Origin of the sequence: Micromonospora sp. GCM10011541, assembly GCF_042650725.1 — a bacterium.
GTDB classification, from domain to species: domain Bacteria; phylum Actinomycetota; class Actinomycetes; order Mycobacteriales; family Micromonosporaceae; genus Micromonospora; species Micromonospora sicca.
The window spans coordinates 1-23,627 of record NZ_JBHSBP010000055.1 but is presented as its reverse complement, the minus strand read 5'-3'; the positions used below and the strand labels follow the sequence as shown (position 1 = coordinate 23,627).

Below are 23,627 nucleotides of genomic sequence, written 5' to 3'. Positions count from 1 at the left end.
GGGGGCCGTTCCGCGCCCGGCAACTCCTTGCAGAGATCAAACCACTCGTGAAGAATTCCTTCACATGGCGGCGCCACCGACGACGGCACCGGCCGGGCGCCCCGGCGGCCGGTCAGCCGACCGTCGAGCCGAACACCTCGTCGCGGACCGCGTCCAGCGCGGTGCGCAGCGCCCCCCGCAGGATCGGCTCCTCGGTGAGCCCGGTGGGCACCACCCGGGGTCGGACCAGGGTGATCGCGGCGACCTCGTGCTGCACCCGCTCGGCCAGCGCCGTTCCGCCGGCCTGGCCCACCTCACCGGCCAGCACCACCAGCGGCGGGTCGAGCACCACGCAGGTGCTGGCCACCCCGAGGGCCAGCCGGCGGGCCAACTCGTCGAGGACCGGGTCACCGGCCGCGCCGGCGTCGATCGCGGCGCGTACCGCGTCGGCCGCGGTGTCGGCGGCGAAGCCGTGCTCGGCGGCCACCGCACGAACCGCGTCGGCGCCGGCGAGCTGCTGGAACGCCGGCTTGGCCCGCTTCGAGACGTCCCGCGGGATCGGGGCCCCGGGGACCGGCAGGTAGCCGATCTCGCCGGCCGCGCCGCTGCTGCCGTGGTGCAGCCGGCCGCCGAGCACGATCGCCAGGCCGACGCCCGCCCCCACCCAGACCAGCACGAAGTCCGACACCCCCTGCGCGGCGCCGGACTGCGCCTCGGCGACGGCGGCGAGGTTGACGTCGTTCTCGAAGACCACCGGGGTGTGCAGGTCCTCGCGGAGCGCGGCGAGCAGGCCGCTGTGCCAGCGCGGCAGGTTGAACGCGAAGGTGATGTCCCCGGTGCCCGGGTCGACCAGGCCGGGGGTGCCGAGCACGATCCGCCGTACGCTGGACAGCTCCGCGCCCGCGCTGCTCGCCGCCTGCACCACCGCGTTGTGCACCACGCCCACCGGGTCGTCGGTGTCCTTCGTGGACTGCTCCACCCGGCCGATCACGGCGCCGGTGATGTCGGCGCAGGCCGCCACCACCCGGTCCGCGTCGACGTCCACCCCGACCACGTGGGCGCTGCCCGGCCGGACCGCGTAGAGCTGGGCGTTCGGGCCCCGCCCGCCGGCCTGCTCGCCGACCCGGGTGACCAGGCCCCGCTCCTCCAGCCGCTCCACGAGCTGGGAGGCGGTGACCTTGGAGAGCCCGGTCAGCTCGCCGATCCGGGCTCGGGTGAGGGGGCCGCGTTCGAGGAGCAACTCCAGCGCCGCGCGGTCGTTGAGCGCCCGCAACAGGCGGGGGGTGCCGGGCAACCGGGTCGCACTCATGCCACGTCCTTTATTTTCAGTAAACTTTGCTAACCGATAAAGACCTGCAGACGGGTGCCCGCTAGCGTATCGGCCACCCGGATCCGGAGTCTTCGGACGACCCGGCAGCGACGCCGTCCGGGACGGCCGCTCCGGTGCGACACTCGTGCCGTCCGGCACCGAAAGGGGTAACACGTGGGGTTGGATCCAGGACTTCGCCGGCTCGCGCTGGGCACCCTGCTCGCCGCGTATTCGGGGCCGGTCCCGCCCGACTGGGCGGTGGACCTGCTGGCCGAGGGACTCGCCGGGCACACCCTGTTCGGCACCAACATCCACGACCCGGCCCAGGTCGCGGCGAGCACCGCCGCGCTGCGGGCCGGCCGGCCGGACGTCATCGTCGCGATCGACGAGGAGGGCGGCGACGTCACCCGGCTGGCCCACGCCACCGGCAGCCCGTACCCGGGCAACGCGGCGCTCGGCGCGGTCGACGACGTGGTGCTGACCCGCCAGGTCTACTCGGCGATCGGCGCGGAGCTGGCCGCCCTCGGCATCACCGTCGACCTGGCCCCCACCGTCGACGTCAACACCGCGGACGACAACCCGGTCATCGGCACCCGCTCGTTCGGCGCCGACCCGGCCCGGGTGGCCGCCCACTCGGCCGCCGCGGTGTACGGCCTCCAGGCGGCCGGGGTGGCCGCCTGCGCGAAGCACTTCCCCGGCCACGGCGCCACCGTCGCCGACTCCCACCACGAGCTGCCGACCGTCGACGTGCCGCCGGCCCTGCTGCGCCAACGGGACCTGCCGCCGTTCGCGGCCGTCGTCGACGCCGGCGTCCGCGCGGTGATGACCGCGCACATCCGGGTGCCGGCGCTGACCGGTGACGGCCCGGCCACCTTCAGCCGGGCGGTCCTGGTCGACCTGCTGCGCGGGGAGTACGGCTTCACCGGCACCGTGATCACCGACGCGCTGGAGATGAAGGGCGCCGCCCTGGCCGCGGGCGGGGTCGGCCCGGCCGCCGTACGCGCCCTCGCCGCCGGGGCCGACCTGCTCTGCATCGGCGCGAAGGTCGACGCCGAACTGGTCGAACAGGTGGCGGCGGAGATCGTCGCGGCGCTCGCTGACGGCCGGCTGGACCGGGGCCGGGTCGAGGAGGCCGCCGGGCGCGCCGCCGACCTGGCCACCTGGACCGGCGCCCCCGGCACGCCGACGCCCGGCGTCGACGGGCTCGGGTACGCCGCCGCGCTCCGGGCGGTACACGTCGAGGGCGACGTCGCCGAGCTGACCAAGCCGCTCGTGGTGCAGCTGCACGCCGACTCCACCATCGCCGAGGGCCGGGTGCCGTGGGGGCTGGGCCCGCACCTCGCCGACGCCGAGGAGATCCGCGCGGTGGCCGGCGAGACCGATCCGGAGGCGCTCCGCCGGCTCGCCGGGGACCGGCCGATCGTGCTGGTCGGCCGGCATCTGCACCGGATTCCAGGCGGCCCCGAGCTGGTCGACGCGCTGGCCGGCATTCACCCGGTCACGGTGGTCGAGATGGGCTGGCCGAGCCGCTGGCGGCCGACGGGCGCCCGGGCGTTCGTCACCACCTACGGCGCCAGCCACGCCAACGGCCGGGCGGCGGCGCAGGTGCTGGGTCTGGCCGGCTGACCGGTCTGACCCGGTCCGATCCCGGGTACACCCCGGGAATGACCACCACCGAGCCCTGGCTGCGCGCGCTGGCCGACCTGCTCTCCCGGTCGCACCGGCTACCGCCCGACCAGCTCACCACCGCGGTGGACGCGGCGCTGGACGGACTCGGCGTCACGGTGACGACCTACCTGGCCGACGCCGAGCAGGAGTCGCTACGCCCGTTGCCCGAGCCGGACCGGCCGGCGCCGCCGCCGCTGCCGATCGACACCAGCCTGCCCGGCCGCGCGTACACCGAGGTGCGGGTGCGCGCCGGGCAGGACGGCCGGCTCTGGGTGCCGATGGTGGACGGCACCGACCGGCTCGGGCTGCTGGAGATCCTCCTCCCGCCCGCTCTCGACCAGGCGGACGAGGCCGTACGCGACGGCGCCCGGCTGATCGCCGGCCTGATCGGCCACCTGGTGACCAGCAAGGCAGCGTACGCGGACGTCCTGCACCGGGCCCGCCGCAGCGGGTCGATGGCCGTCTCCGCCGAGTTGCTCTGGCAACTGCTGCCACCGCTCACCTTCGCCACCGACGCGGTGGTGGTCAGCGCCATCCTCGAGCCCTGCTACGAGGTGGGCGGGGACGCCTTCGACTATTCGCTGAACGGTCCACGGGTCGCGCTGGTGATCATGGACGGGGTGGGGCACGGGCTGCCCGCGGTGCTCACCACCTCGGTCGCGCTGTCCGCGCTGCGGGCGGCCCGGCGGGCCGGCGGAAACCTGCCCGACCAGGCGACGGCGGTCGACGCGGCGGTCCGCGCGCAGTGGAGCGACGGGCGCTTCGTGACCGGGGTGCTCGCCGAACTCGACACCGCCACCGGCGCTCTCCGGTACGTCAACGCCGGGCATCCGGCCCCGGTGGTGCTGCGTGGGGGCCGGGCGGTACGGGCGCTGACCGGTGGCCGCCGAGCTCCGCTCGGGGTGTCGGCGGGTCCGACGACGGTGGCGCAGGTGCGGCTGGAGCCGGGCGACCGGTTGCTGCTGCACACCGACGGGGTGACCGAGGCCCGGGACGGGGCCGGGGAGATGTTCGGGCTGCCCCGCCTGGCGGACCTGGCCGAACGGCACATCCGCTCCGGCCTGCCCGCCCCCGAGACGCTGCGCCGGTTGAACCGGGCGGTCGGCGAGCACCGGGGCGCCCGGTCCCAGGACGACGAGACGATCATGCTGGTGGAGTGGTCGGGCGAGGCCGCGGCCCGGTCCGAGCCGTGACACCTTCCGAGGTCAGCTCAGGCCCCGCCAGCCCGGCTCGACCGTGGACCGGCCGTCGCCGTCGGTGAAGCCGAGCAGGACGTCCACCGCGGTGATTCGCAGGACCCGGGCCACCACGGGCCGTGGGTTGGTAACCCGGAGGGTGGCACCCCGGCCGACCGCCTCGGCGGCACCGCGCAGCAGGGCGGCGACCCCGGTCGAGTCCAGGAAGGGAACCTCGGCGAGGTCGACGACGACCTCCACCACGCCGGGTCGATCGAGGACAGCGTCCAGAACCTGGTCCAGCCGCCCGGCGCTGGCCATGTCGATCTCGCCGGCCACGGCCAGGACGACGCGTCCGGAATCCGTGTGCCGCGTGCCGACCTGCATGACCCCACCCCTGCGCAGAATCCGACCCCGCCGGCCGCCGAGGGCGACCATACCGGGCCGGGCCCGACCGCACCACGGACGGAGCGGCGACCCAGCTCTTGAACACGTTCAAGAAAGGCCCTACAGTGATCCGCGACAGAGATTTGAACGTGTTCAAGAAGGGCGACGAGATGGACGTCAAGGTCTGGATGTACCTGATCTACCTGGCGGTCAGCATCGGCCTGACCGTGTGGGTGGCCCGCGCGCTCTCCCGCAACGGGCTGGTGTTCCTGGAGGAGGTCTTCGCCGACCGGCGGCTCGCCGACGCGGTCAACAGCCTCCTCGTGGTCGGCTTCTACCTGCTCAACCTCGGCTACGTCACGGTGGCCATGAAGCACGCCGACCCGGTCTCCACCACCAGCCAGGCGCTGGAGGAACTCTCCATGAAGGTCGGCTGGGTGCTGCTGGTCCTCGGCCTGCTGCACTTCTTCAACGTCTTCGCGCTCGGCCGGTACCGCCGCAACCGGCTGCGGCAGCTCGCCCCGCACCCGCCGATCGCGCCGGTCGGTCACCTGCCGATGCAGCCCGGCGCCCGACCGGCCGGCCCCGGGATGCCCGGGCCCGCGACCGGTGGCCCCCCGCCGACCGGCCCGGCGCCGGCCGGGCGATGAGCGTCCCGCCGGACGGCGGCGGGACGGGCGTGACCCCTGCGGACCCCACCGGGCACGGGGCCGGTAGGGTCCGCGGGTTCACCGTCCTCTTCGACGCGCACTGCCCGCTGTGCCGGGCGGCCCGGCGGTGGCTGGCGTCCCGGCCGCAGCTCGTACCGCTGGAGTTCGTGCCGGCCGGCTCGGCCGAGGCCCGGCGGCGCTTCCCCGGCCTCGACCACGACGCGACCCTGCGGGACCTGACCGTCGTCGCCGACACCGGCGAGGTGTACGCCGGGGACGGCGCGTGGTTCGCCTGCCTCTGGGCGCTGGCCGATCACCGGTTCACCGCCGAACGGCTGGCCCGCCCGCAGTTGCTGCCGCTGGCCCGGCGAGTGGTGGCGACCGCTTCCTCGGTACGCGAGCTGGTCCGGGAACCATGGCCGGACCCGGGATACGGTGGCGACGATGACCGAGCAGACTGCCCCGACGACCGGTGCGGGTGGCCCGACCACCGGCGAACCGGCGACCAGCCGGGGTGAGCAGACCCGGCAGCTCATCCTGGACACGGCGATGCGGCTGTTCCGGGAGCGCGGCTACGCCCGGACCACGATGCGCGCGATCGCCCAGGAGGCGGGCGTGGCGGTGGGCAACGCCTACTACTACTTCGGCTCCAAGGACCACCTGATCCAGGAGTTCTACGCGGACACCCAGATCGAGCACCGGGCGGCGGCCGCGCCGGTGCTCACCCGGGAACGCGAGTTCGCCGCGCGGCTGGCCGGGGTGCTGCACGCCGGCATCGACGTGCTCACCCCGTACCACTCGTTCGCCGCGAGCTTCTTCAAGACGGCGGCCGAGCCCACCTCACCGATGAGCCCGTTCTCCGCCGAGTCCTCGGCGCCCCGCGAGGCGTCCATCGCGCTGTTCCGGGAGGTGCTGGAGGGGTCCACCGCCCGGGTCGACGCGGAGCTGCGACCGGCGCTGCCCGAGCTGCTCTGGCTCGCGTACATGGGGGTGGTCCTCTACTGGGTACACGACCGGTCCCCCGAGCAGATCCGTACCCGGAAGCTGATCGACGGGGCAGTGCCGCTGGTCGACCGGCTGGTCGGGCTCTCCCGGCTGCGGGTGCTGCGCCCGGTGACCCGCCAGGTGCTCGACCTGATCCGCACTCTGCGTCACTGACGGCGAGGATCAGCCGCTCAGAGAATACGCAGGTCAAGTCCGCTACCGGACAGCGGGATAGTGGCTCAGTTCGGCCCGGGCAGGCGGAGGGCGATCAGCTCGGGAAGACCCCGTACGACGTCCAGCCCCGGTCCGGGAAACCGGCCGCCTCGGCCACCCGGGCGGACGCGGCGTTGCCGAAATCGTGCAGATAGGTCGGAACGGCACCCTCGTCGAGCACCCGCCGGGCCGCCTGGGCGACGAGCCGCCGGGCCAGCCCCCGACCCCGGACGTCCGATACCGTGCCGACGGCCAGCTCGTGCCCGTAGGCGTCGTGCCGCTTGATCCCCGCGCCGGCCAGGTACCGCCCCTCGGCGTCCCGCACCACCAGCACCTCCCGGTCGAACAACCGCAGCCAGGGCGGCAGCCCCGGACCGGTCGGCGCGGACCACTCGCCCACGTCGGGCAGCGGTGCCGGGGCGAGGCTCCACCGGAAGGCGCCCCCGTGGGTGGGCCAGTCCGGCAGCCCGACCGCTCCGGGCAGGGCGGGCAGCAGTCCCGGCAGCGAGCGGTCCCGGGCCAGGGCCCGGACCGCTTCGGCCCGGTCCGGCGGCACGGAGAGGATGGCGCAGTCGGGCGCGGCGACCGCGATGGCGGGCCGCAGCCGGCCGTCCCAGGCCGGCCGCGCGCGGCGGTACGAGCGGACCACGTGCAGCCCCCGACCGGCCGGCCACTGCCCCAGCCAGGTCGCCAGGTGCAGGAACAACCGCCGGTCGAGCATCGGGGCTACCTCCTCACCCGCCGGACCGTCCGCCACGCCACACCGACGATCACGGTACGCCGGGCGGACCGCCCGGGCGTCCGGATCCCCGGCCGCCCCGGGACGCTGGCCGGGCACCCGGCCTGCCGTCGCGCACACCAGCGGTCACCGGTGCCGGCCGTCCCCGCCGGCGGCAGAGCAGTCCGATCGGTGCGGAGACCAGCGGCCGGTCAGGGGTCGCGGGCTACCGGCGGACCAGTTCGACGAACCAGCGGCGGTCGAGCGGCAGCACGGCGGCCACCCCGAAGCCGGCGGCGGACGCCAGCGGCTGGGCCAGCTCCACCCCCACCCGGGCCCAGCGGAACGCCGGCCCCCGCTCGTCGTCGCCGGCCCGCCCGCCCGAGGTGACGTACGCGCGCCCCCGCCACAGGCCCGCGCCCGGCGGCGCCAGCTCGACCAGCGCCGTGCCGCCGGGACGCAGCAGGCCGGCGCAGCGGCGCAGCAGGCGTACCGGGTCCCCACCGATGCCGATGTTGCCGTCGACCAGCAGGGCGTGCGCCCAGCGTCCCTCGCCGGGCAGCGGCGCGAGGACGTCGCGGCGCAGGGCCGCCGCGCCCCGGCCCCGGGCCAGCCGGACGGCGACCGCCGACACGTCCACGCCGAGGGCGACCAGTCCGCGCTCGGCCAGCGCGGCGGTCAGCCGGCCGGGCCCGCAGCCCAGGTCGATGGTCGGCCCGGTACACCGCCGCACCAGCTCGGTCAGGGCCGGCTCGGGTGGCCCGTGCCACCGGCGCACCGGCAGCGGCACCCGCACCCGGTCACCGAGCACCAACCAGTGCCCGCCCTCGCCGGGGCGGTCGACCGGGTCGGCCAGCGCGGCCTCGAAGCCCCCGGCGAGCAGCGCCGGCCCGGTCACCGGGCGGCCTCACTCACGCGGGCCGCGACCGGCGCCGGCCGGCCGGCGATGTCCCGCGGCGTCCCGGCGAGGCGGCCAGCCTCGATCTCCCGTACCGCCGCCGCGAAGCGACCGGCCGGCGCGGCGGCGGCCACGGCGACGGCCGTCGGCCACTCGTCCACGTCGGCGAGCTCCGGCAGGGCGTCTACGCGCAGGCCCCGGCCGGCCAGCGCCGCCCGGGTCGACCGGCCGGTCACCGGGGTCGACATCGGCACCGCCCGCAGCACCGCCGCCCTGGCCGGATCGCGCAGCCCCAGCGCCCACCAGCCGCCGTCCGCGGCCGGGCCGAGCACCGCGTCGGTACCGGCCAGCCGCGCCACGGCCGCGCCGAGCAGGTCCGCGTCGACCTGCGGGGTGTCCATGCCGAGCTGCAGCACCGGCCGGTCGGGGAACGCCCGGCCCACGTCGGCGTGCGCGGCGGCCAGCCGGTCGCCGAGGTCCCGGCCGCGCTGGGGCAGCAGGGTCCAGCCGGCCAGCGCGGCCCGGATCTCCGCACCGCGTACCGCCCGGTCGAGCGGGCCGGCGTACGCCAGCACCGGCGTCACGCCGGGCACCGCCCCGACCGCGTCCAGGGTGTCCAGCAGCGCGGCGGCGGCGACCGCCGCGGCCCGCTCGGCGTCGAGCGGTGGGCAGAGCCGGGTCTTCACCCGGCCCGGCACCGGCGCCTTCGCCATCACCAGCAGCACCGTCACGATTGGCGTCCTTCGTTCGCGGGCCTCCGCTCCGCTGCACTCCGCGCGCTCACCGCAGCCGCCCTTCGTTCGCGACCGCGGGGCTCCGGCTCGCGCTCACCGGGGCGACCCCGCTGCGCAGCACCGCCGTCATGTCGCGTACCGCGCGGGCGGTGCCGCGCACCGAACCGGAGACCTTCGACCGGGTGCCGGCCGCCCGCGGCGCGTACGGCACGTCCAGCTCGACGATCCGCCACCCGGCGGCCGCCGCCCGGAGCAGCAGCTCCAGCGGGTAGCCGAAGGCGCGGTCCGCGACGCCGAGGTCCAACAGCGCCGCCCGGCGGGCCACCCGGATCGGGCTCAGGTCGTGCACCGGTACGCCCCGGCGGCGCAGCCCGGCCGCGAGGAGCGCGTTGCCGGCGCGGGCGTGCCACGGCCAGGCGGCGCGGGTGACCGGCCGGCGGCGCCCGGCGACCAGGTCGGCCCGCCCCGCCAGCACCGGCCCGGCCAGCCTGGGCAACTCCCCCGGGTCGAACGAGCCGTCCGCGTCCAGCACGCAGACCAGCTCGGTGCGGGCGGCGAGCAGTCCGGTGTGGACGGCGGCGCCGTAGCCGCGCCGGGGTTCGTGCACCACCCGGGCGCCGTGCGCGGCGGCCACCTCGGGCGAGCCGTCGGTGGAGCCGTTGTCCACCACGACGGCGCGGTAGCCGGGCGGCAGTCCGGCGAGCACACCGGGCAGGGCTGCCGCCTCGTCCAGGCACGGCAGCACCACGTCGACCTCTGTCTCCATGCCCGGGACGCTAGGCCGACCCGGCCCCGCTCCGGGACCGCGTCGGGGTTACGGAACCCTTACGCCGCAGCGGTTCCTTACGAGTCGCTGACGTCCCCGTCCGGGCGCTTCCGACCGCCGGGCAGGCGGCCGTAGCCTCGGCGGTCACCATGACCCGCCACCTGACCGCCGGCCGCCGCCGGGACCTGACCGTGCTCGCCGTCGAGGCGGCGCTGCTGGCCGCGGCGGTGGCGGTCGGCGCCGTGCTCAACCACCACGACGCCGGGCTGCACGCCGACGCCGCGCCGCTCTACGCCACCTGGCGACCGCACTTCGGCTGGGGCACCCTGCCGGCCGTCCTGCTCGCCGGCGGCGTGGTGGCACGCGGCCCGCACCTCGCCCGTCGACTGCCCTGGCCGTGGCTGCTGGCCGCCGGCTGGCTCGCCACGGTCGCCTGGACGCTGTCGCTGGCCCTGGTGGACGGCTGGCGAGCCGGGCTGACCGAGCGGCTCACCGTGCAGGCGGAGTACCTGCACGAGGTGCCCCGGGTGCGGGACTTGCCCACCATGCTGGCCGGCTTCACCGAGCGGATCCTCGACTTCCGGCCCGACTCCTGGTCCACCCACACCGCTGGGCACCCACCGGGCGCGCTGCTGGTCTTCGTCGGGCTGGACCGGATCGGTCTCGGCGGCGGCACGGCGGCGGCGTTGGCCTGCATCCTGGTCGGGGCGACGGTCACCGTCTCGGTGCCGCTGACACTGCGGGCGCTCGGCGACGAACCGGCCGCCCGCGCGGTGCTGCCGTTCCTGGTGCTGCTGCCCGGCGCGGTCTGGGTGGGCGCCTCCGCCGACGGGATCTTCGCCGCCGTGGTGGCCGCCGGGCTCGCCCTGCTGGCCCGCCCGGGGCGCTGGGCGCCCGGGGTGGGCGGGCTGCTGCTCGGCGTCGCCCTGCACCTGTCGTACGGGCTGGTGCTGGCCGGGCTGCTTGCGTTGACCGTGCTGGCGCTGCGGTCCGCCGAGCGGATCCGCGCGCTGTGCACCGCCGGGCTGGGCGTGGCCGCGGTGACCGCCGTGTTCGTCGGCTACGGCTTCTGGTGGCTCGACGGGTACCACCTGGTCGTGCGGCGCTACTACCAGGGCTGGGCGGCGGACCGCCCGTACGCCTACTGGGTCTGGGCGAACCTGGCCGCGCTGCTGCTCAGCACGGGCCCGGCGGCGGGCCCCGCCCTGGCCCGCAGCCTCCGCCCGGCGCTGGCCGCGGCCCGCGCCCGGATCGCCCCGCTCACCCACGGATCCACCCGGACCACCGCCCCGGCCGACGCCGACGCCCCGATCGACGCCGCCGCCCCGACCGACGTCCGTACCGGGCCCGCAGTCTGGCTGTCGCTGGCCGCCGCGCTGACCGTGGCCGCCGCCGACGGGTCCGGGCTCTCCAAGGCCGAGGTGGAACGGATCTGGCTGCCCTTCGCGGTCTGGCTGCTGGTCGCCGTCGCCCGGCTCCCGGCCGGCGACCGGCGCTGGTGGCTGGCCGGGCAGGGGGTCACCGCGCTGGCGGTCAACCACCTGCTCTGGACCGTGTCCTGACCGGCCGCGGAAGCTTCGGGCGGACCGGCGGACCGTAAGAACCTCGCAATGGATCGGCTGATCCACCCGCCGATACGCTGGGCGCACCAGGGGGAGGTACGCCGGTGGCGCAGCGGGTGCTGGTGGTCGACGACGATCGGACGGTCAGCGACGTGGTCTGCCGGTACCTGGAGCACGCCGGCTACCAGGTCGACCACGTCGGCGACGGGGCCGCCGCGCTGGCCGCCGTGGCGCGGCAACCACCGCACCTGGTCGTGCTCGACCTGATGCTGCCGGTGCTGGACGGGCTGGAGGTCTGCCGCCGGCTGCGGGAGCGGCCGGACGGCGTACCCATCGTGATGCTGACCGCGCGTGGCGACGAGGCCGACCGGATCCTCGGCCTCCAGCTGGGCGCGGACGACTACCTGAGCAAGCCGTTCTCCCCTCGCGAGCTGGTGCTGCGGGTGCGCTCGGTGCTGCGCCGGGCCGGCGGGGAACCGGTCACGCCGCCGGAGGTGCTGACCGACGACGGCCTGGAGGTGCAGACGGGCCCCCGGGTGGCCCGCCTGCACGGCCGGGAGCTGACTCTCACCCTGCGCGAGTTCGACCTGCTGGCCCACCTGATGCGGCATCCGGCGCGGGCGTTCCGCCGGGCGGAGCTGCTGGACCGGGTCTGGGGCTGGAGCTTCGGCGACCAGTCCACCGTCACCGTCCACGTCCGCCGGCTGCGGGAGAAGATCGAGGCCGACCCGGCGAACCCCCGGCGGATCGTCACCGTCTGGGGCGTCGGCTACCGGTACGAGCCGGCCGATGCGTGACCTGGCGCTGATCTTCGGGGCGGCGCTGGCCGCGGCGCTCTGCGTCGGGCTGCTCGGTGCGGTCGCCCTGCGGCTGCTGCGCGGCCGCTCGATCCTGGTGCACGTCGTCGTGCTGCTGGTCATGACCGTGTCCGCGGTGGTGGCCGGGGTGGCGGTGGTGGCCGAGGCGATGTTCCTCTCCCCGCACGACCTGGAGGTGGTGCTGATCACCGTCTCCGCCGCCGCCGCGGTGAGTCTCGCGGTCGGCTGGCTCTTCGGCCGGCGGCTGGCCGCGGCGGCGGTCTGGGCGGACCAGGCGCGGGAGCGGGAGCGGCGGATCGAGAAGGGCCGCCGGGACCTGGTCGCCTGGGTCTCGCACGACCTGCGTACGCCGCTGGCCGGGCTGCGCGCGATGGCCGAGGCGCTGGAGGACCGGGTGGTCCGCGACCCGGACACGGTCGACGAGTACCACCGTCGGATCCGGGTGGAGACCGACCGGATGACCCGGCTGGTCGACGACCTGTTCGAGCTGTCCCGGATCAACGCGGGCGCGCTGCGGCTGTCGCTGTCCGCGGTGCCGCTGGGCGATGTGGTCTCCGACGCCCTCGCGAGCACCGCCCCGCTTGCCGCGGCCCGGCGGATCCGGCTGGTCGCCGCCGAGTCGGGCTGGCCGACGGTGACCGCCAGCGAGCCGGAGCTGGCCCGGGCGGTCGGCAACCTGCTACTGAACGCGGTCCGCTACACGCCGGAGGACGGCACGGTCCGGGTGGACGCCGGCCGGGACGCGGACACCGCCTGGCTGGCGGTGGCGGACACCTGCGGCGGCATCCCCGAGGCGGACCTGCCCCGCCTCTTCGACGTGGCGTTCCGGGGGGAGCCGGCGCGGACCCCGCGCCCGGGCAACGGCGGCGGGGAGGGATCGGGCGGGCTGGGGCTGGCGATCGTGCGCGGGCTGATTGAGGCGCACGGGGGGCGGGTAGACGTCCAGAACATCGCCGATGGCTGCCGGTTCGTGGTCCGGTTGCCGGCCGCGGGAACCTGACGCATCGATCGAGCGTCATATCTATTTCCATACATGTACAACTTTCTCTGGGACGGTAATGGTCATGCCGAATCAGCCGAATGACCGGTACCAGCAGGACACCGAGCGGAGCTGGCGGGTGGCCGAGGCCGCCGGGCGGTTCCCGGCGCAGCCGCCGTACCGGGAGGTTCGGAGGGACGCCACACTCTCCTGGGCCGAGCTGAACGCACTGCCGCCCGCCGCCACCCGGCGCGGCCTCAGCGCCCGCTGACGCACCAGATCGCCATGACTTTTGGTGCCTCCAGGCCACCGACCGCGCCTTTCGCACACTTGTCGGGTAGCGTCTCCTGGTCCGAAAACTCGGCCTACGACAGGAGAAGCTCCGCGCATGGGCAAGAAGACGATCCACGTCTCCGACTTCAGCGGCACGGTTCTGCAGGCGGACGACGAGGTGGTCCGCGTCGTCGTGCTGGAGCACCCTGACCTGGTCGCCGGCCCCGTGCAACTGGATGCCACCCCGGTCGAGGTGGAGAGCATCGACGACGCCGCGCTGGACGTGGCGGTGGTGGAGATCCACGACCGGCACGGCGGCGGTGAGCCACGCCGGGTGGTGCTGACCGCCAGCGAGTTCGACGCGATGGCCACCGACGTGCCGATGGCCCGGCTGCTGCGCACGGCCGAGCGGGTGAGGCCGCCGAAGGCCCGCAAGAGCGCGGAGAAGGTCGACTACGGCACCATCGAGCACGCCGGCAAGCCGCACCGCGGCCGGGTCACCGAGGAGGAGGCCCGGCTGGTGCGGGAGCGGCTGGACGAGGTGAACAAGCGCCTCGCCGACGCGGGCATCCGCCAGGTCGACCCGGCCCACCCGGAGCACGCCGCCCGCTACGGCTTCCCCACCGCCGACTGATCCCGCGGCCGTCCGCCAGGGTGCACCCTCGGCGCACCCGGGCGGGCGGAACGTCAGGACTGGCGCCGCCGCGCGATCTCGGCGAGGGCGCCGGTGACGGCCGCCTCCATGTCCGACTTGTTCAGGCCGAGTCCGGTGAGGACGCCGTCACCCGCCTCCTCCTCCAGCAGGGCGAGCAGGATGTGCTCGGTGCCGACGTAGTTGTGGCCGAGTCGCAGCGCCTCCCGGAAGGTCAGCTCCAGCACCTTCTTGGCCCGCGCGTCGTACGGGATCAGGTCGGGGACCTGGTCGGCCGGCGCCGGGAAGGTCGCGGTGACGACCTCCCGCAGTCGCTCCAGCGGTACGCCCCGCGCCACGATCAGCCGGGCGGCGAGCCCGTCCGGCTCGGCGAGCAGCCCGAGGGCGACGTGCTCAGGGCGGATCTCCGGGCTGCCGGCGGCCCGCGCCTCGTTCTGGGAGGTGACCACCACGTTGCGCGCCCGGTCGGTGAAGCGGCCGAAGCCGGCGTTCGGGTCGAGGGCGGCGGCGGTCTCGGCCTTGGCGGCGGAACGCTTCTGGGCGGCCTGCTTGGTGACGCCCATGCTGCGCCCGATCTCGGTCCAGGAGGCGCCGGAGCGGCGGGCCTGGTCGACGAAGTGGCCGATGAGGTGGTCGGCGACGTCGCCGAGGTGGTCGGCGACCAGCACCGCGTCGCTGAGCTGGTCCAGCGCGTCGGTGTGCACCTTCTTGATGGCCTCGATCAGCTCGTCGAGGCGTACCGGGTTGCTGATCTGCACGGGATCCGTCATGCGTCAACCATAGGTTGACGCACCGGGTTCGTCAACCGTTGGTTGACGCTGGGATTCGTGACCGGGCACCAGGCTTTCCCGGTACGCGACGGGCGGGAGGACGCTGGCGGACCGAAGACCCGCTCGACGCCCTGCCCCCGCCGCCCTGAATCCCGGCTCGGTCAGGGCTCCGACCAGGCGGTCTGGACGATCCGGGCGCCGTCACGCCGACGGACCAGGGTCCCCCGGCCGGGCGGCATCGGCTGCGGCCGCAACCCGCCCAGGATCGCCCCCTCCTCCCGGTTGCCGGACATCAGCAGGCCCGGCGAGTCCAGCTCGCGCAGGTGTTGCAGGACCGGCTCGTAGAGTGCCCGGGCGGCGCCGCCGACCCGGCGGGCGATGATCAGGTGCAGGCCGATGTCCCGGGCCAGCGGCAGCAGGTCGTTGAGCATGCTCACCGGGTTGCTGCCGCCGCTGGCGACCAGGTCGTAGTCGTCCACCAGGAGGTACAGGTCGGGCCCGTGCCACCAGCTCCGGTCGCGCAGCTGCTGCGGGGTGACGTCCGGGCCGGGCAGCCGTCTCGTCATCGCCTCGCGGATCGAGCCGAGCCCCTCGGCGAGGACCTGGCGGGAGGGGGCGTAGTCCAGCAGGTGGTCGCCCTCGACCGCGCCGAGCAGGCCGCGCCGGTAGTCGGCGATGACCAGCCGGGCCTGGGCGGGCGTACGGCGGGCCACGATCTGCCGGGCGATGAGCCGGATCAGGTTGGTCTTGCCGCACTCGGCGTCGCCGAAGACGACGAGGTGCGGTTCTCGGTCCAGGTCGAGGTGGACCGGGGCGAGCGACGACTCGTCCAGCCCGATCGGCAGCCCGGTACCGGACGGGTCGCTCAGCTCGTTGAGCTCGACCACCGACAGCCGGCGCGGCAGCAACCGCACCGGCGGGGCCGGCTGCCCCGGCCACGCCCCCGCGACCCGGTCCGCCAGCTCGGCCGTCGCCTCGGCCAGGTCCTCCCCGCCGCGCCGGCCGTCGATCCGGGGCAGGGCGCTCAGGAAGTGCAGCCGGCCCGGGGCCAGCCCGCGCCCCGGCGACCGGGGCACGTTCGCCGCCGCCCGCCGGTCGATCTCGGACTCGCTCGGGTCGCCGAGCCGCAGCTCCAACCGGCTGCCGAGCAGGTCCCGCAGGGTCGGCCGGACCTCCAGCCACCGGGCCGCGGTGAGCACCACGTGGACCCCGAAGCCCAGGCCCCGCCGGGCGATGCCGGTGACGACCTCCTCCAGCTCCTCGTACTCCTGCCGCAACGAGTTCCAACCGTCCACCACGAGGAACACGTCGCCGAACGGGTCGTCGGGGAACTCCCCCGCCGCCCGGCGGGCCCGGTACGCCGCCATGGATTCCACGCCGCCCGCGGCGAAGCGGGCCTCCCGGGAGTCGAGGACCGCGCTCACGTCCGCGACCGTACGCCGCACCGCCTCGGCGTCCCGGCGGTTGGCGACGCCGGAGACGTGCGGCAACCGCTCCAGGGACCGCAGCGCGCCGCCACCGAGGTCGAGGCAGAAGAACTGCACCTCCCGCGGCGTGTGCGTCAGCGCCAGGGAGGCCACGAGCGAGCGCAGCACGATGCTCTTGCCGGACAGCGGCGCGCCCACCACGCCGACGTTGCCACCGCCCCCGACCAGTTCCAGGCGCAGCGGTTCGCGGCGCTGCTCCTTGGGCCGGTCGACCAGGCCGACGGTCGCGGTCAGCGAGCCCCGTTCCCCGACGACCCAGAGGCCCCGGACCGGGTCCCGCGTCAGCGGCGGGAGAAGTTCGTCCAGGGTGGGCGGTTCGGCCAGCGGCGGCAGCCAGACCTGGTGGGCCCGGGTGCCCCGGCCGCGCAGCCCTGCCACGACGATGTCGAGCGGACTGCATCCCACCACGTCCGGCGGTACGCCGGCGCCGTCCGCCACCGGCGGCCCGGAGACGTACGCGGCGTGGAAGCGGGTCATCGTGGTGCCCGCCTTCAGGTAGCCGTGGCCGGGCGCGTTCGGCAACTCGTACGCGTCCGGCACGCCGAGCACGGCCCGGCTCTCCATCGCGGAGAAGGTCCGCAGGCCGATCCGGTACGACAGGTGGCTCTCCAGGCCCCGCAGCCGCCCCTCCTCGAGCCGCTGGCTGGCGAGCAGCAGGTGCACCCCGAGGGACCGGCCGACCCGGGCCATCTGGACGAAGACGTCGATGAAATCGGGTCGCGCCGTGAGCAGCTCGGAGAACTCGTCACAGATCACCAGCGTCGTGGGCAGCGCAGGCAGCTCGGCCCCGGCCGCCCGGCTCCGCTCGTAATCCCAGCGGCTGGCGTGGTTGCCGGCGGCGCGGAGCACCTCCTGCCGGCGCAGGAGCTCACTGGTGAGCGCGTCCGCCAGCCGGTCGATCAGCGCCAGGTCGTCGGCGAGGTTGGTGATCAGCGCGCTCACGTGCGGCAGCTCGGCCAGCGGACCGAACGTCGCGCCGCCCTTGAAGTCGATCAGCACCAGGTTGAGTTCGTCCGGGGCATGGGCCGCCGCGAGGGCCAGCACGATCGTCCGCAGCAGTTCGCTCTTGCCGGATCCGGTCGCCCCCACCAGCAGGCCGTGCGGGCCCATCCCGTCCTGCGCCGACTCCTTCAGGTCGAGCAGCAGCGGACGCCCCCAGCCGTCCAGACCCACGGGCACCCGCAGGTAGTCCGGCCCGAGCGGGGTACGCCGTCCCTCGAAGTGCCACAGCGCCGCCCGGTCCGGCACACCGAGCACGAGCAGCGTCTCGTCCGGCTGCTCCTCGGCCGGCACCGGCCCGGTGGCAGGCGTGGTGCCCGCCGAGTCCGTCCCCCAGGCCTCGGCGATCACCGACACCATCACCGCGCCGCTGTCCGGCGCAGCGGCTTCGACCTCTGCCTCGCCGTCGGCGTCGCCGGCGGACAGGTCCGGCAGCGCGATGCGGAAGGTACGCCGTCCGTGGATGGCCCAGCCGGGCAGGTTGAGCGGCAGGCGGGCCGCCTGGTCCGGGTTGATCAACGATTCGTGCGGCTGCGACAAACGGGTCTCGATTCGGGCCTGCGGCAACTCCCGCAGCTCCTCCGGGATGACCCGCCAGCTGCGCTCCGCGATGACCACGTGGACCCCGTACCCGAGGCCCTTGTTGGCCAGGTCGACCACCCGCGGGGTGAAGTCGGGCAGCAGGTTGGCGAAGTCCTGCCAGCGGTCGACGACCAGGAAGACGTCCGGGCACGGCCCGGCGTCGAGGTCGGCCCGGCGGGCCCGCAGGCTCGCCGGCGACTCCAGCTCGTGGTGGCGGAAGAGCTGCTTGCGGTCGAGGACGTCCTGCTCCAGCCGGTCCAGGAGCTTGCTGACCTCACCCACCTCGTCGTCGCCGCGCACCTCCCGCACGTGCGGCAGCCGCCGCATCGGCCCGAGCCAGTTCCCGCCGGACTCCAGGCAGTTGAACGCCACCTCGTCGGCCGAGTGGGTGAGCGCCAGCCCGCCGATGATGGTGCGCAGCAGCGTGGTCTTGCCGGTGCCGGCGCGGCCCACGACCAGCAGGTGCCCGTCGGAGGAGGCCAGGTCCAACCAGACCGGCTCCCCGGCGGGCTGGTCGATCCGCTGCGCCTGGCCGACCGGCACCTTGAGCAGGCCGCGCCGCCGCCAGTCCGTGGCGCAGAGCTTCACCTCGCCGGCCGGCTCCAGCGGCCCGAGCAGATCGCCGAGGCGCGGATCCCGCTGGTTCCGGCGCCGCCGCTGCCGGTGCTGCCCGTCCCGGGACAGCGCGATGTGGATCTCGTCGCTCGCGCTGCCGAACTGGCACGGCGTCTGCGCGGACCGCTTCGGCAGCTCCAGGTGCACGTACCGCCAGAGGTCGTCCGGGGTGATCCGGCCCTGGCCGGTGATGTCCGCGGCGCCGGTGCTCAACCCCTGGATGATCGTCTCGGTGAAGGCCGACCGCAGCCGGGGCTCCGTGTCGGAGGCCGGACGCCCGTCGTCGGCCCGCTCCACCGAGTTGGTCGCGGTGATGACGTACCGGCCGTACCCGGTCTTCAGCTCGCCGTCGATGGCCAGGTCGTCGGTGGTCTTCAGGCCGTGCCCCTCGAACGCCCCGCTGTAGCAGCAGTCGAGCAGGATCACCGAGCTGGCCGCGTCCGACTCGTCGAGCAGTTCCCGGACGAAGGAGGCGGAGATCGCGGTCGACGAGAGGTGGTCCACCTCGGTGTTCGCGACCGCCAGGTGCAACCGCCCCCGCTTGCTGGTGCGGACGCCGTGGCCGGAGAAGTAGAGCAGGACGAGGTCCTCCGGGCCGGCCGCCCGGAGCATCGACTCGATCGCCCGCTCGATGGAGCTCTTCGACTCGTTCTCCAGCAGCACGGTCTGGTCGAAGGCGCCGACGTCCGCGTCGGCCAGCAGGCTGAGCAGGTCCCGCGCCTCCTCCCGGGGCGCGTAGAGGTCCGCCAGCGAGTCGTCGATGTACCGGTCGTTGGCGATCAGCAGCGCCCGTCGCTGTCCCACACTCAGCTCCCGGTGGGGGCGCCCCCGCCGGTCCCGCGGGCCGCGGGCAGCGCCGCGCCCGCCGCGGGATCGGTCGTCGCGGGTACGCCCAGCAGCCGGGCCAGCTGGTCGACGAGCTGCGGGTCCACCCGGGTCGACCCGGTGACGACCAGCTCGTTGTCGCCGCTGCGGAGCCGGATCGAGCGCGCCCGGACCCGGTCCGCGTACGCGACCGCGATCCGGGCGAGCGCCTGCATCGTGGTGGCGGAGAAGAGCCCGCCGACGGCCAGCATCCCCAGCTCCCAGGCCTGCGGCGACTTGCCGTGCGAGGTGGCCGGCGACTGCGCGTACCCGATCTGCAAGCCCCGGACCGTGCGCAGGTCGTCGGCGAGCCCGGTGGCGAGCGCCTCGACCCGGTCGGCGGGCAGCGGCACGGACGGCTCGATCAGCAGGGAGAGTTCGGGCACAACACACCTCCGGCGGCAGACTGTCTACATTCAACACCACCGACACGAGTGCCCCGGTCCCGTACGGGACCGGGGCGCTTCGCGGTGAGGTGCTACGCGACGAACCGGGTCCGGCGTCGGCGGGCCGCCAGGTAGCCGACCCCGCCGAGCAACAGCAGGGCCACACCGGCACCCGCCACGGCGACGTTGTCCGAGCCGGTCACCGGCAGGCCCCCGCCGTCGCCGCCGCCCGCACCGGGAGCGGCCGGGCTCGCGCTGGGCGCGGTACCCGTCGGGGTCACGCCCGCCGTCGGGGTCGCGCTGGCCGTCGGGCTCGCGCTCGTCGTCGGGCTGGCGGTGGCCGTGGGGCTCGCGGTCGGCGGCGTGACCAGGCTGGCGTACACGAAGTTGATCGGAATCGGCTTGCTCGGCAGCGGCAGATCCCGAGGTGCCAGCGTCAGCGTGGGGCCGCCGCCGCGCACCGGGTCCGTGCCGTTCTCGTTCTCTGCGAGCTTCTGCACACCACCGAGCTCGTCGGCCCACGCCTTGCTGACCCAGCGGAAGACGACGGTGGTGACCTTGTCCGCCCGCGCGTTGGTCCTGGTCACGATGAGGTCCTCGGCCGGCGCCAGGGTCGCCTGGGCCGCAAGCACGTCGTCGAACTCGCACCAGGCGATGTCGAGGTTGCTGTCCACGACGTACCAGCAGTTGTCGTACTTCGTCAGCAGGTCGAGGTCGTCGAACGCCCGCACCTGCACGACGACGCCATTGACCGGCGCGTCGCCCAAGTTCGTCACGCCGAGCGAGGCCGGCACGACCTCGCCGGGCTTGACCGGGTACTTGACGTTCCGGCCGGTGGCCGGGTCCTGCTCGGTGACGGCGGCGAGCGTGGCGGTGTCCGGGCCGGCCAGGGCCGGCGCCGGCAGAGCGGTGACACCGGTGGCGAGGACGGCGGCGCCGAGGGCGAGCCGGGCGGAGAGGCGTGCGGTCATGTGAACCCCCGTTGGTCGGATGACCGCACGACGATATCGGCGGGAGCCGTCCCCTGTTGTTCCCGATCAATGGGGTCAAGCGGCACGAGAGCCGGCAAATCAACCACTGCGGTGATCCACGTCACTCACCGTCCATGTAAGAGCCGGTGCGCAAACACAACGAGTCAGCGGCTTAGCTGTGGCGGCGTCGTAGCTCTTGCGGACGGTTGAGCCCTCGATCTCGTGAGGTTGGCCATATGTCTCACTCCGGCGCGTTGACCTCAAGTTTGGTTTAGCTATCAGGATCTGCCGGTGACCACGACACTGCCGCGCACATCGGCTGAGGGCGCGGCCGATCGGCCCCCAGGTAACAGCGGCACATCCGTATCCACGAGCGCTGCTGCGTGGTACGACTGCTGAAGAGACCGACAAAAGCGGCAGAAGCGGGCGAACCGATGACCACGAGCGGGGCAGTAGGACTGCTGCGGAGACCCGAGGAGCCGCGTGCGGGGTTCTTGGAGCTGTTCTTCGATCTGGTGTTCGTCTTCGCGCTCGCAAAGCTCTCGCACGGGCTGGTGGAGGATCTGACCTGGCGCGAGGCCTTTCAGACGCTGGTGTTGCTGCTCGCCCTATGGCAGGTCTGGTCCCGTACGGCGGGGCTAGCCGATCGGTTGGACCCGCAGCAACCGCTGATACAGGTGCTGGTCATCGCGACCATGTTCGGCGCCCTGGTGATGGCCGCCGCGGCGCCTGGGGCGTTCCGCGAGCGAGGACTGCTCTTCGCGGGCGTGTTCGTCGCCATGGAGATCGGTCGCAACGTCGTCGTCGTGCTCATTCTGTCGGTTCACGAGGCGCAGCGCCTGTTTCTACGACTACTCTTCTGGTCCGGTGTGTCCGCGGTGCCGTGGATCGCGGGCGCTGTCGTTCAGGGCACGGCGCGGACCGTGCTGTGGACCCTGGCGGTGGCCATGGAATACGTGGCAAACGCGCTCGGCTTCCCCACACCACGGCTGGGCCGCGCGCCTGCGGGGGAGTTCGCGGTCTCCGGCGCGCATGTGGCCGAGCGCTTCCAGCAGCTCTTCATCATCGCGCTCGGCGAGCTGATCCTGGTCACCGGGCTGACCTTCAGCGGCAGCGGGTTCGGGGCCGACAGCAGCGCCGCGACGGCGCTAGCCTTCGCCACCACCGCGCTGCTGTGGCGGATCTACATCCACCGCGCCGGGCAACTGCTGGCGGAAGCCATCGTAGCGGCCTCCGACCCAGTCCGCGTTGCCAGGTCGGCGGCATCCGCCCACCTGGTGATGGTCGCCGGCATCCTCGCCATCGCCGTCGGCGACGAGCTTGTCATCGAGCACCCGTTCGAGCACACCTACCCAGCCCTGATCGCCGTCATCCTCGGCGGACCCGCGCTGTTCCTGGCCGGACGCGCCCTCTTCGAATACGGAGTGTTCAACCGGGTGTCCCGCAACCGACTAATCGGGATCGGAGTGCTCACCGCCATCTCACCGACAATGATCTTCCTACCGCCGCTGGTGGCCGCCGCCGCCGCTGCCCTCGTCCTGGCCGGGATCGCCGTATCCGACGCAGCCCGCGCCCGAGGACGCCCACCCGAGCCGCCGTCACCACCCGGTTAGCCAGATGTGTCACCCACGTCCCGAGACTGCTCTGTCACGGACGTCCTGAGACTCGACAAGCTGTCCGGTCTAGGGACCTGCGTGACAGATCGGTATCAGGACCTGAGTGACATTCCGCCGCCTGTAGCACCGGCCCCGCGCCGCGATGGCATTGGCTGAGGTTCGGCAGGCCCTGCTAACTCATGGGCCAGCGGTATAGGGGCGTGAGGTCCCGCCAGCCGTCGCCGCCGGTTCGCATCTGTTCGTCAACGTGGGGCCCAGGCACATCCACGTCGGCGAAGTCCGCGTCGTGGTACGACTGCGTCAAAGGCAGGCAGAAACGGCAGAAGCGGGCGAGCCGATGACGGGTGGTGCAGCGGGGCTGCGGCGGAGACCCGAGGATCCACAGCGAGCGACATTCCTGGAACTGTTCTTCGACCTGGTGTTCGTCCTCGCGCTCTTCCGGGTCTCGCAGGGGCTGCTGGAGCATCTGACCTGGAGCGGCGCCTTCCAGACGCTGGTGTTGCTGCTCGCCCTGTGGTGGGTCTGGGTCCATACCGCCGGGGCAGCCGACATACTCGACCCGCGACGAGCGCCGATACAGCTGCTGGTCATCGCGACGATGTTCGGCACTCTGTTGCTGGCCGCCGCCGCCCCGGAGGCGTTCCAGGAGCGAGGCCTGTTCTTCGCAGGTGCATACGTCGCCATCCACGTCGGCCGCAGTGTGTTCATCGTGGCCGTCGTGCGTCACGACGAGGTACGCCCCTTCTACCTGCGGCTGCTCTTCTGGTTCGGCGTATCTGCCGTGCCGTGGATCGCGGGAGCCGCCGCGCACGATACGGCGCGTGCCGTGCTATGGACGCTCGCGCTGGCCGTGGAGTACACGGCGATCGCACTGCGCTACCCCACACCGTGGCTTGGCCGGGCCCGTGCCGCGGAGTTCGCGATCTCCGGCGAGCACCTGGGAGAGCGCTACCGGCAGTTCTTCATCATCGCGCTGGGCGAGTTGATCCTGGCGACGGGGCTGGCCTTCGGCAACGGCGGTTTCGAGACCGACCGGAGCGCTGCGGTCGTAGTGGCGTTCGCCACCATCGTGCTGCTGTGGCGGATCTACATCCACCGCGCCGGTGAACTGTATGACATGGCCCTGGCAGCCGCCCCCGACCCACTACGCGTGGGCATCCCGGCGGCGTACTCCCACCTCGCCATGATCGCCGGCATCGTGGCGATCGCCGTCGCCGACGAGCTCGTCATCGTGCACCCGTTCGGACACACACAGCCGGCCTGGATCGCCGTGATCCTCGGCGGGCCCGCACTGTTCCTCGCCGGACGTGCCCTCTTCGAGTATGCGGTGTTCCGCCGTGTGTCCTGGGATCGGCCGATCGGTGTCCTCGTCCTCGCCGCCATCTCCCCAGTGATGATCCTGGTGCCGCCGCTAGGCGTCGCCACCGCCGCCGTCGTCGTCCTGACAGGAGTCGCCGTAGCTGACGCGATGCGCGCACGACGACACCCACGCGAGCTGCCGTCACGACCCGGCTAGGGCCTGTGTCGAAGTCGGTCACAGCCACTCGTTGATCGTGGCGACGTGCACGGTGG

At 74.1% G+C, this 23,627-nt stretch carries 22 protein-coding genes; 12 read left to right on the top strand and 10 right to left on the bottom strand.

Annotation, left to right across the window (positions count from 1 at the left end; translation table 11 throughout):
- Nucleotides 1–112: 112 nt before the first annotated feature.
- Entirely contained in the window at nt 113–1,288 is a 1,176-nt protein-coding gene (locus tag ACFOYX_RS22220) for an ROK family transcriptional regulator (protein WP_322441668.1), read from the bottom strand.
- A gap of 174 nt (nt 1,289–1,462) precedes the next feature.
- Between ACFOYX_RS22220 and ACFOYX_RS22215 the strand changes: the two genes are divergently transcribed.
- Both ACFOYX_RS22215 and ACFOYX_RS22210 read left to right on the top strand, forming a co-directional pair.
- Nucleotides 1,463–2,914, top strand: a complete 1,452-nt coding sequence (locus ACFOYX_RS22215; protein WP_322441669.1) for a glycoside hydrolase family 3 N-terminal domain-containing protein — start codon at nt 1,463–1,465, stop codon at nt 2,912–2,914.
- A gap of 38 nt (nt 2,915–2,952) precedes the next feature.
- Nucleotides 2,953–4,149 (top strand): PP2C family protein-serine/threonine phosphatase, encoded by a 1,197-nt coding sequence (locus ACFOYX_RS22210; RefSeq protein ID WP_322441670.1) that lies wholly within the window; start codon nt 2,953–2,955, stop codon nt 4,147–4,149.
- A gap of 12 nt (nt 4,150–4,161) precedes the next feature.
- On the opposite strand, the gene ACFOYX_RS22205 is transcribed toward ACFOYX_RS22210, so the two are convergent.
- On the bottom strand, nt 4,162–4,518 hold the full coding sequence (locus ACFOYX_RS22205) for an STAS domain-containing protein (protein WP_161557770.1): 357 nt from the start codon (nt 4,516–4,518) through the stop codon (nt 4,162–4,164).
- Nucleotides 4,519–4,643: 125 nt separating this feature from the next.
- Here ACFOYX_RS22205 and ACFOYX_RS22200 point away from each other — a divergent pair, with 125 nt between their 5' ends.
- Genes ACFOYX_RS22200 through ACFOYX_RS22190 form a run of 3 tightly spaced genes read left to right on the top strand, consistent with a single transcriptional unit; the run spans nt 4,644 to nt 6,326 of the window.
- Nucleotides 4,644–5,168, top strand: coding sequence for a hypothetical protein (locus ACFOYX_RS22200; RefSeq protein ID WP_322441671.1), 525 nt, complete (start codon nt 4,644–4,646; stop codon nt 5,166–5,168).
- Between the two features lie 29 nt (nt 5,169–5,197).
- Nucleotides 5,198–5,686, top strand: a complete 489-nt coding sequence (locus tag ACFOYX_RS22195) for a DCC1-like thiol-disulfide oxidoreductase family protein (protein WP_322441672.1) — start codon at nt 5,198–5,200, stop codon at nt 5,684–5,686.
- Complete coding sequence (locus tag ACFOYX_RS22190; RefSeq protein WP_322441674.1) at nt 5,613–6,326, top strand: TetR family transcriptional regulator; 714 nt, start codon at nt 5,613–5,615, stop codon at nt 6,324–6,326. The genes ACFOYX_RS22195 and ACFOYX_RS22190 overlap by 74 nt, the downstream gene beginning before the upstream one ends.
- A 94-nt stretch (nt 6,327–6,420) precedes the next feature.
- Here ACFOYX_RS22190 and ACFOYX_RS22185 read toward each other — a convergent pair whose 3' ends face one another.
- The 4 genes from ACFOYX_RS22185 to ACFOYX_RS22170 all read right to left on the bottom strand — a co-directional run bounded on the left by ACFOYX_RS22185 (nt 6,421) and on the right by ACFOYX_RS22170 (nt 9,481).
- Complete coding sequence (locus ACFOYX_RS22185; protein ID WP_322441688.1) at nt 6,421–7,086, bottom strand: GNAT family N-acetyltransferase; 666 nt, start codon at nt 7,084–7,086, stop codon at nt 6,421–6,423.
- 223 nt (nt 7,087–7,309) lie between these two features.
- A complete protein-coding gene (locus tag ACFOYX_RS22180; RefSeq protein WP_377534318.1) occupies nt 7,310–7,981 on the bottom strand; it encodes a class I SAM-dependent methyltransferase in 672 nt (223 codons plus the stop codon).
- Complete coding sequence (locus ACFOYX_RS22175; protein ID WP_322441675.1) at nt 7,978–8,712, bottom strand: DUF2064 domain-containing protein; 735 nt, start codon at nt 8,710–8,712, stop codon at nt 7,978–7,980. Before ACFOYX_RS22175 ends, ACFOYX_RS22180 begins: the two co-directional genes overlap by 4 nt.
- A gap of 49 nt (nt 8,713–8,761) precedes the next feature.
- The gene (locus ACFOYX_RS22170; RefSeq protein WP_322441676.1) at nt 8,762–9,481 is read right to left on the bottom strand and encodes a glycosyltransferase family 2 protein; all 720 of its coding nucleotides are present in this window, start codon (nt 9,479–9,481) and stop codon (nt 8,762–8,764) included.
- Between the two features lie 149 nt (nt 9,482–9,630).
- Between ACFOYX_RS22170 and ACFOYX_RS22165 the strand changes: the two genes are divergently transcribed.
- The 5 genes from ACFOYX_RS22165 to ACFOYX_RS22145 all read left to right on the top strand — a co-directional run bounded on the left by ACFOYX_RS22165 (nt 9,631) and on the right by ACFOYX_RS22145 (nt 13,747).
- Complete coding sequence (locus ACFOYX_RS22165; RefSeq protein ID WP_322441677.1) at nt 9,631–11,043, top strand: hypothetical protein; 1,413 nt, start codon at nt 9,631–9,633, stop codon at nt 11,041–11,043.
- Nucleotides 11,044–11,147: 104 nt separating this feature from the next.
- Nucleotides 11,148–11,840: a response regulator transcription factor gene (locus ACFOYX_RS22160; protein ID WP_109803301.1), complete on the top strand. Its 693-nt coding sequence runs from the start codon at nt 11,148–11,150 to the stop codon at nt 11,838–11,840.
- The gene (locus ACFOYX_RS22155) at nt 11,833–12,861 is read left to right on the top strand and encodes a sensor histidine kinase KdpD (protein ID WP_238453385.1); all 1,029 of its coding nucleotides are present in this window, start codon (nt 11,833–11,835) and stop codon (nt 12,859–12,861) included. The genes ACFOYX_RS22160 and ACFOYX_RS22155 overlap by 8 nt, the downstream gene beginning before the upstream one ends.
- Before the next feature lie 64 nt (nt 12,862–12,925).
- The gene (locus ACFOYX_RS22150) at nt 12,926–13,111 is read left to right on the top strand and encodes a DNA repair protein (RefSeq protein WP_322441678.1); all 186 of its coding nucleotides are present in this window, start codon (nt 12,926–12,928) and stop codon (nt 13,109–13,111) included.
- A 117-nt stretch (nt 13,112–13,228) separates the two neighbouring features.
- Complete coding sequence (locus ACFOYX_RS22145) at nt 13,229–13,747, top strand: hypothetical protein (protein WP_322441679.1); 519 nt, start codon at nt 13,229–13,231, stop codon at nt 13,745–13,747.
- A 53-nt stretch (nt 13,748–13,800) separates the two neighbouring features.
- On the opposite strand, the gene ACFOYX_RS22140 is transcribed toward ACFOYX_RS22145, so the two are convergent.
- The 4 genes from ACFOYX_RS22140 to ACFOYX_RS22125 all read right to left on the bottom strand — a co-directional run bounded on the left by ACFOYX_RS22140 (nt 13,801) and on the right by ACFOYX_RS22125 (nt 20,439).
- Complete coding sequence (locus ACFOYX_RS22140) at nt 13,801–14,535, bottom strand: Clp protease N-terminal domain-containing protein (RefSeq protein ID WP_322441680.1); 735 nt, start codon at nt 14,533–14,535, stop codon at nt 13,801–13,803.
- A 161-nt stretch (nt 14,536–14,696) separates the two neighbouring features.
- Nucleotides 14,697–19,022: a type VII secretion protein EccCb gene (eccCb, locus tag ACFOYX_RS22135; protein ID WP_322441681.1), complete on the bottom strand. Its 4,326-nt coding sequence runs from the start codon at nt 19,020–19,022 to the stop codon at nt 14,697–14,699.
- Between the two features lie 2 nt (nt 19,023–19,024).
- The gene (locus ACFOYX_RS22130; protein ID WP_109803295.1) at nt 19,025–19,468 is read right to left on the bottom strand and encodes a hypothetical protein; all 444 of its coding nucleotides are present in this window, start codon (nt 19,466–19,468) and stop codon (nt 19,025–19,027) included.
- Between the two features lie 92 nt (nt 19,469–19,560).
- On the bottom strand, nt 19,561–20,439 hold the full coding sequence (locus ACFOYX_RS22125; RefSeq protein WP_322441682.1) for an LPXTG cell wall anchor domain-containing protein: 879 nt from the start codon (nt 20,437–20,439) through the stop codon (nt 19,561–19,563).
- A gap of 494 nt (nt 20,440–20,933) precedes the next feature.
- On the opposite strand from ACFOYX_RS22125, the gene ACFOYX_RS22120 reads away from it, so the two are divergent.
- The gene (locus ACFOYX_RS22120; protein ID WP_377534314.1) at nt 20,934–22,052 is read left to right on the top strand and encodes a low temperature requirement protein A; all 1,119 of its coding nucleotides are present in this window, start codon (nt 20,934–20,936) and stop codon (nt 22,050–22,052) included.
- A gap of 289 nt (nt 22,053–22,341) precedes the next feature.
- Nucleotides 22,342–23,571: a low temperature requirement protein A gene (locus ACFOYX_RS22115; protein ID WP_322442512.1), complete on the top strand. Its 1,230-nt coding sequence runs from the start codon at nt 22,342–22,344 to the stop codon at nt 23,569–23,571.
- The last annotated feature ends 56 nt before the right edge of the window (nt 23,572–23,627 follow it).

Coding starts and splice junctions, on each gene's coding strand:
- ACFOYX_RS22220 (WP_322441668.1), bottom strand. CDS start 1,288: ATGAGTGCGACCCGGTTGCCCGGCACCCCCCGCCTGTTGCGGGCGCTC.
- ACFOYX_RS22210 (WP_322441670.1), top strand. CDS start 2,953: ATGACCACCACCGAGCCCTGGCTGCGCGCGCTGGCCGACCTGCTCTCC.
- ACFOYX_RS22205 (WP_161557770.1), bottom strand. CDS start 4,518: ATGCAGGTCGGCACGCGGCACACGGATTCCGGACGCGTCGTCCTGGCC.
- ACFOYX_RS22190 (WP_322441674.1), top strand. CDS start 5,613: ATGACCGAGCAGACTGCCCCGACGACCGGTGCGGGTGGCCCGACCACC.
- ACFOYX_RS22185 (WP_322441688.1), bottom strand. CDS start 7,086: ATGCTCGACCGGCGGTTGTTCCTGCACCTGGCGACCTGGCTGGGGCAG.
- ACFOYX_RS22170 (WP_322441676.1), bottom strand. CDS start 9,481: ATGGAGACAGAGGTCGACGTGGTGCTGCCGTGCCTGGACGAGGCGGCA.
- ACFOYX_RS22165 (WP_322441677.1), top strand. CDS start 9,631: ATGACCCGCCACCTGACCGCCGGCCGCCGCCGGGACCTGACCGTGCTC.
- ACFOYX_RS22155 (WP_238453385.1), top strand. CDS start 11,833: ATGCGTGACCTGGCGCTGATCTTCGGGGCGGCGCTGGCCGCGGCGCTC.
- ACFOYX_RS22150 (WP_322441678.1), top strand. CDS start 12,926: ATGCCGAATCAGCCGAATGACCGGTACCAGCAGGACACCGAGCGGAGC.
- ACFOYX_RS22145 (WP_322441679.1), top strand. CDS start 13,229: ATGGGCAAGAAGACGATCCACGTCTCCGACTTCAGCGGCACGGTTCTG.
- ACFOYX_RS22140 (WP_322441680.1), bottom strand. CDS start 14,535: ATGACGGATCCCGTGCAGATCAGCAACCCGGTACGCCTCGACGAGCTG.
- ACFOYX_RS22125 (WP_322441682.1), bottom strand. CDS start 20,439: ATGACCGCACGCCTCTCCGCCCGGCTCGCCCTCGGCGCCGCCGTCCTC.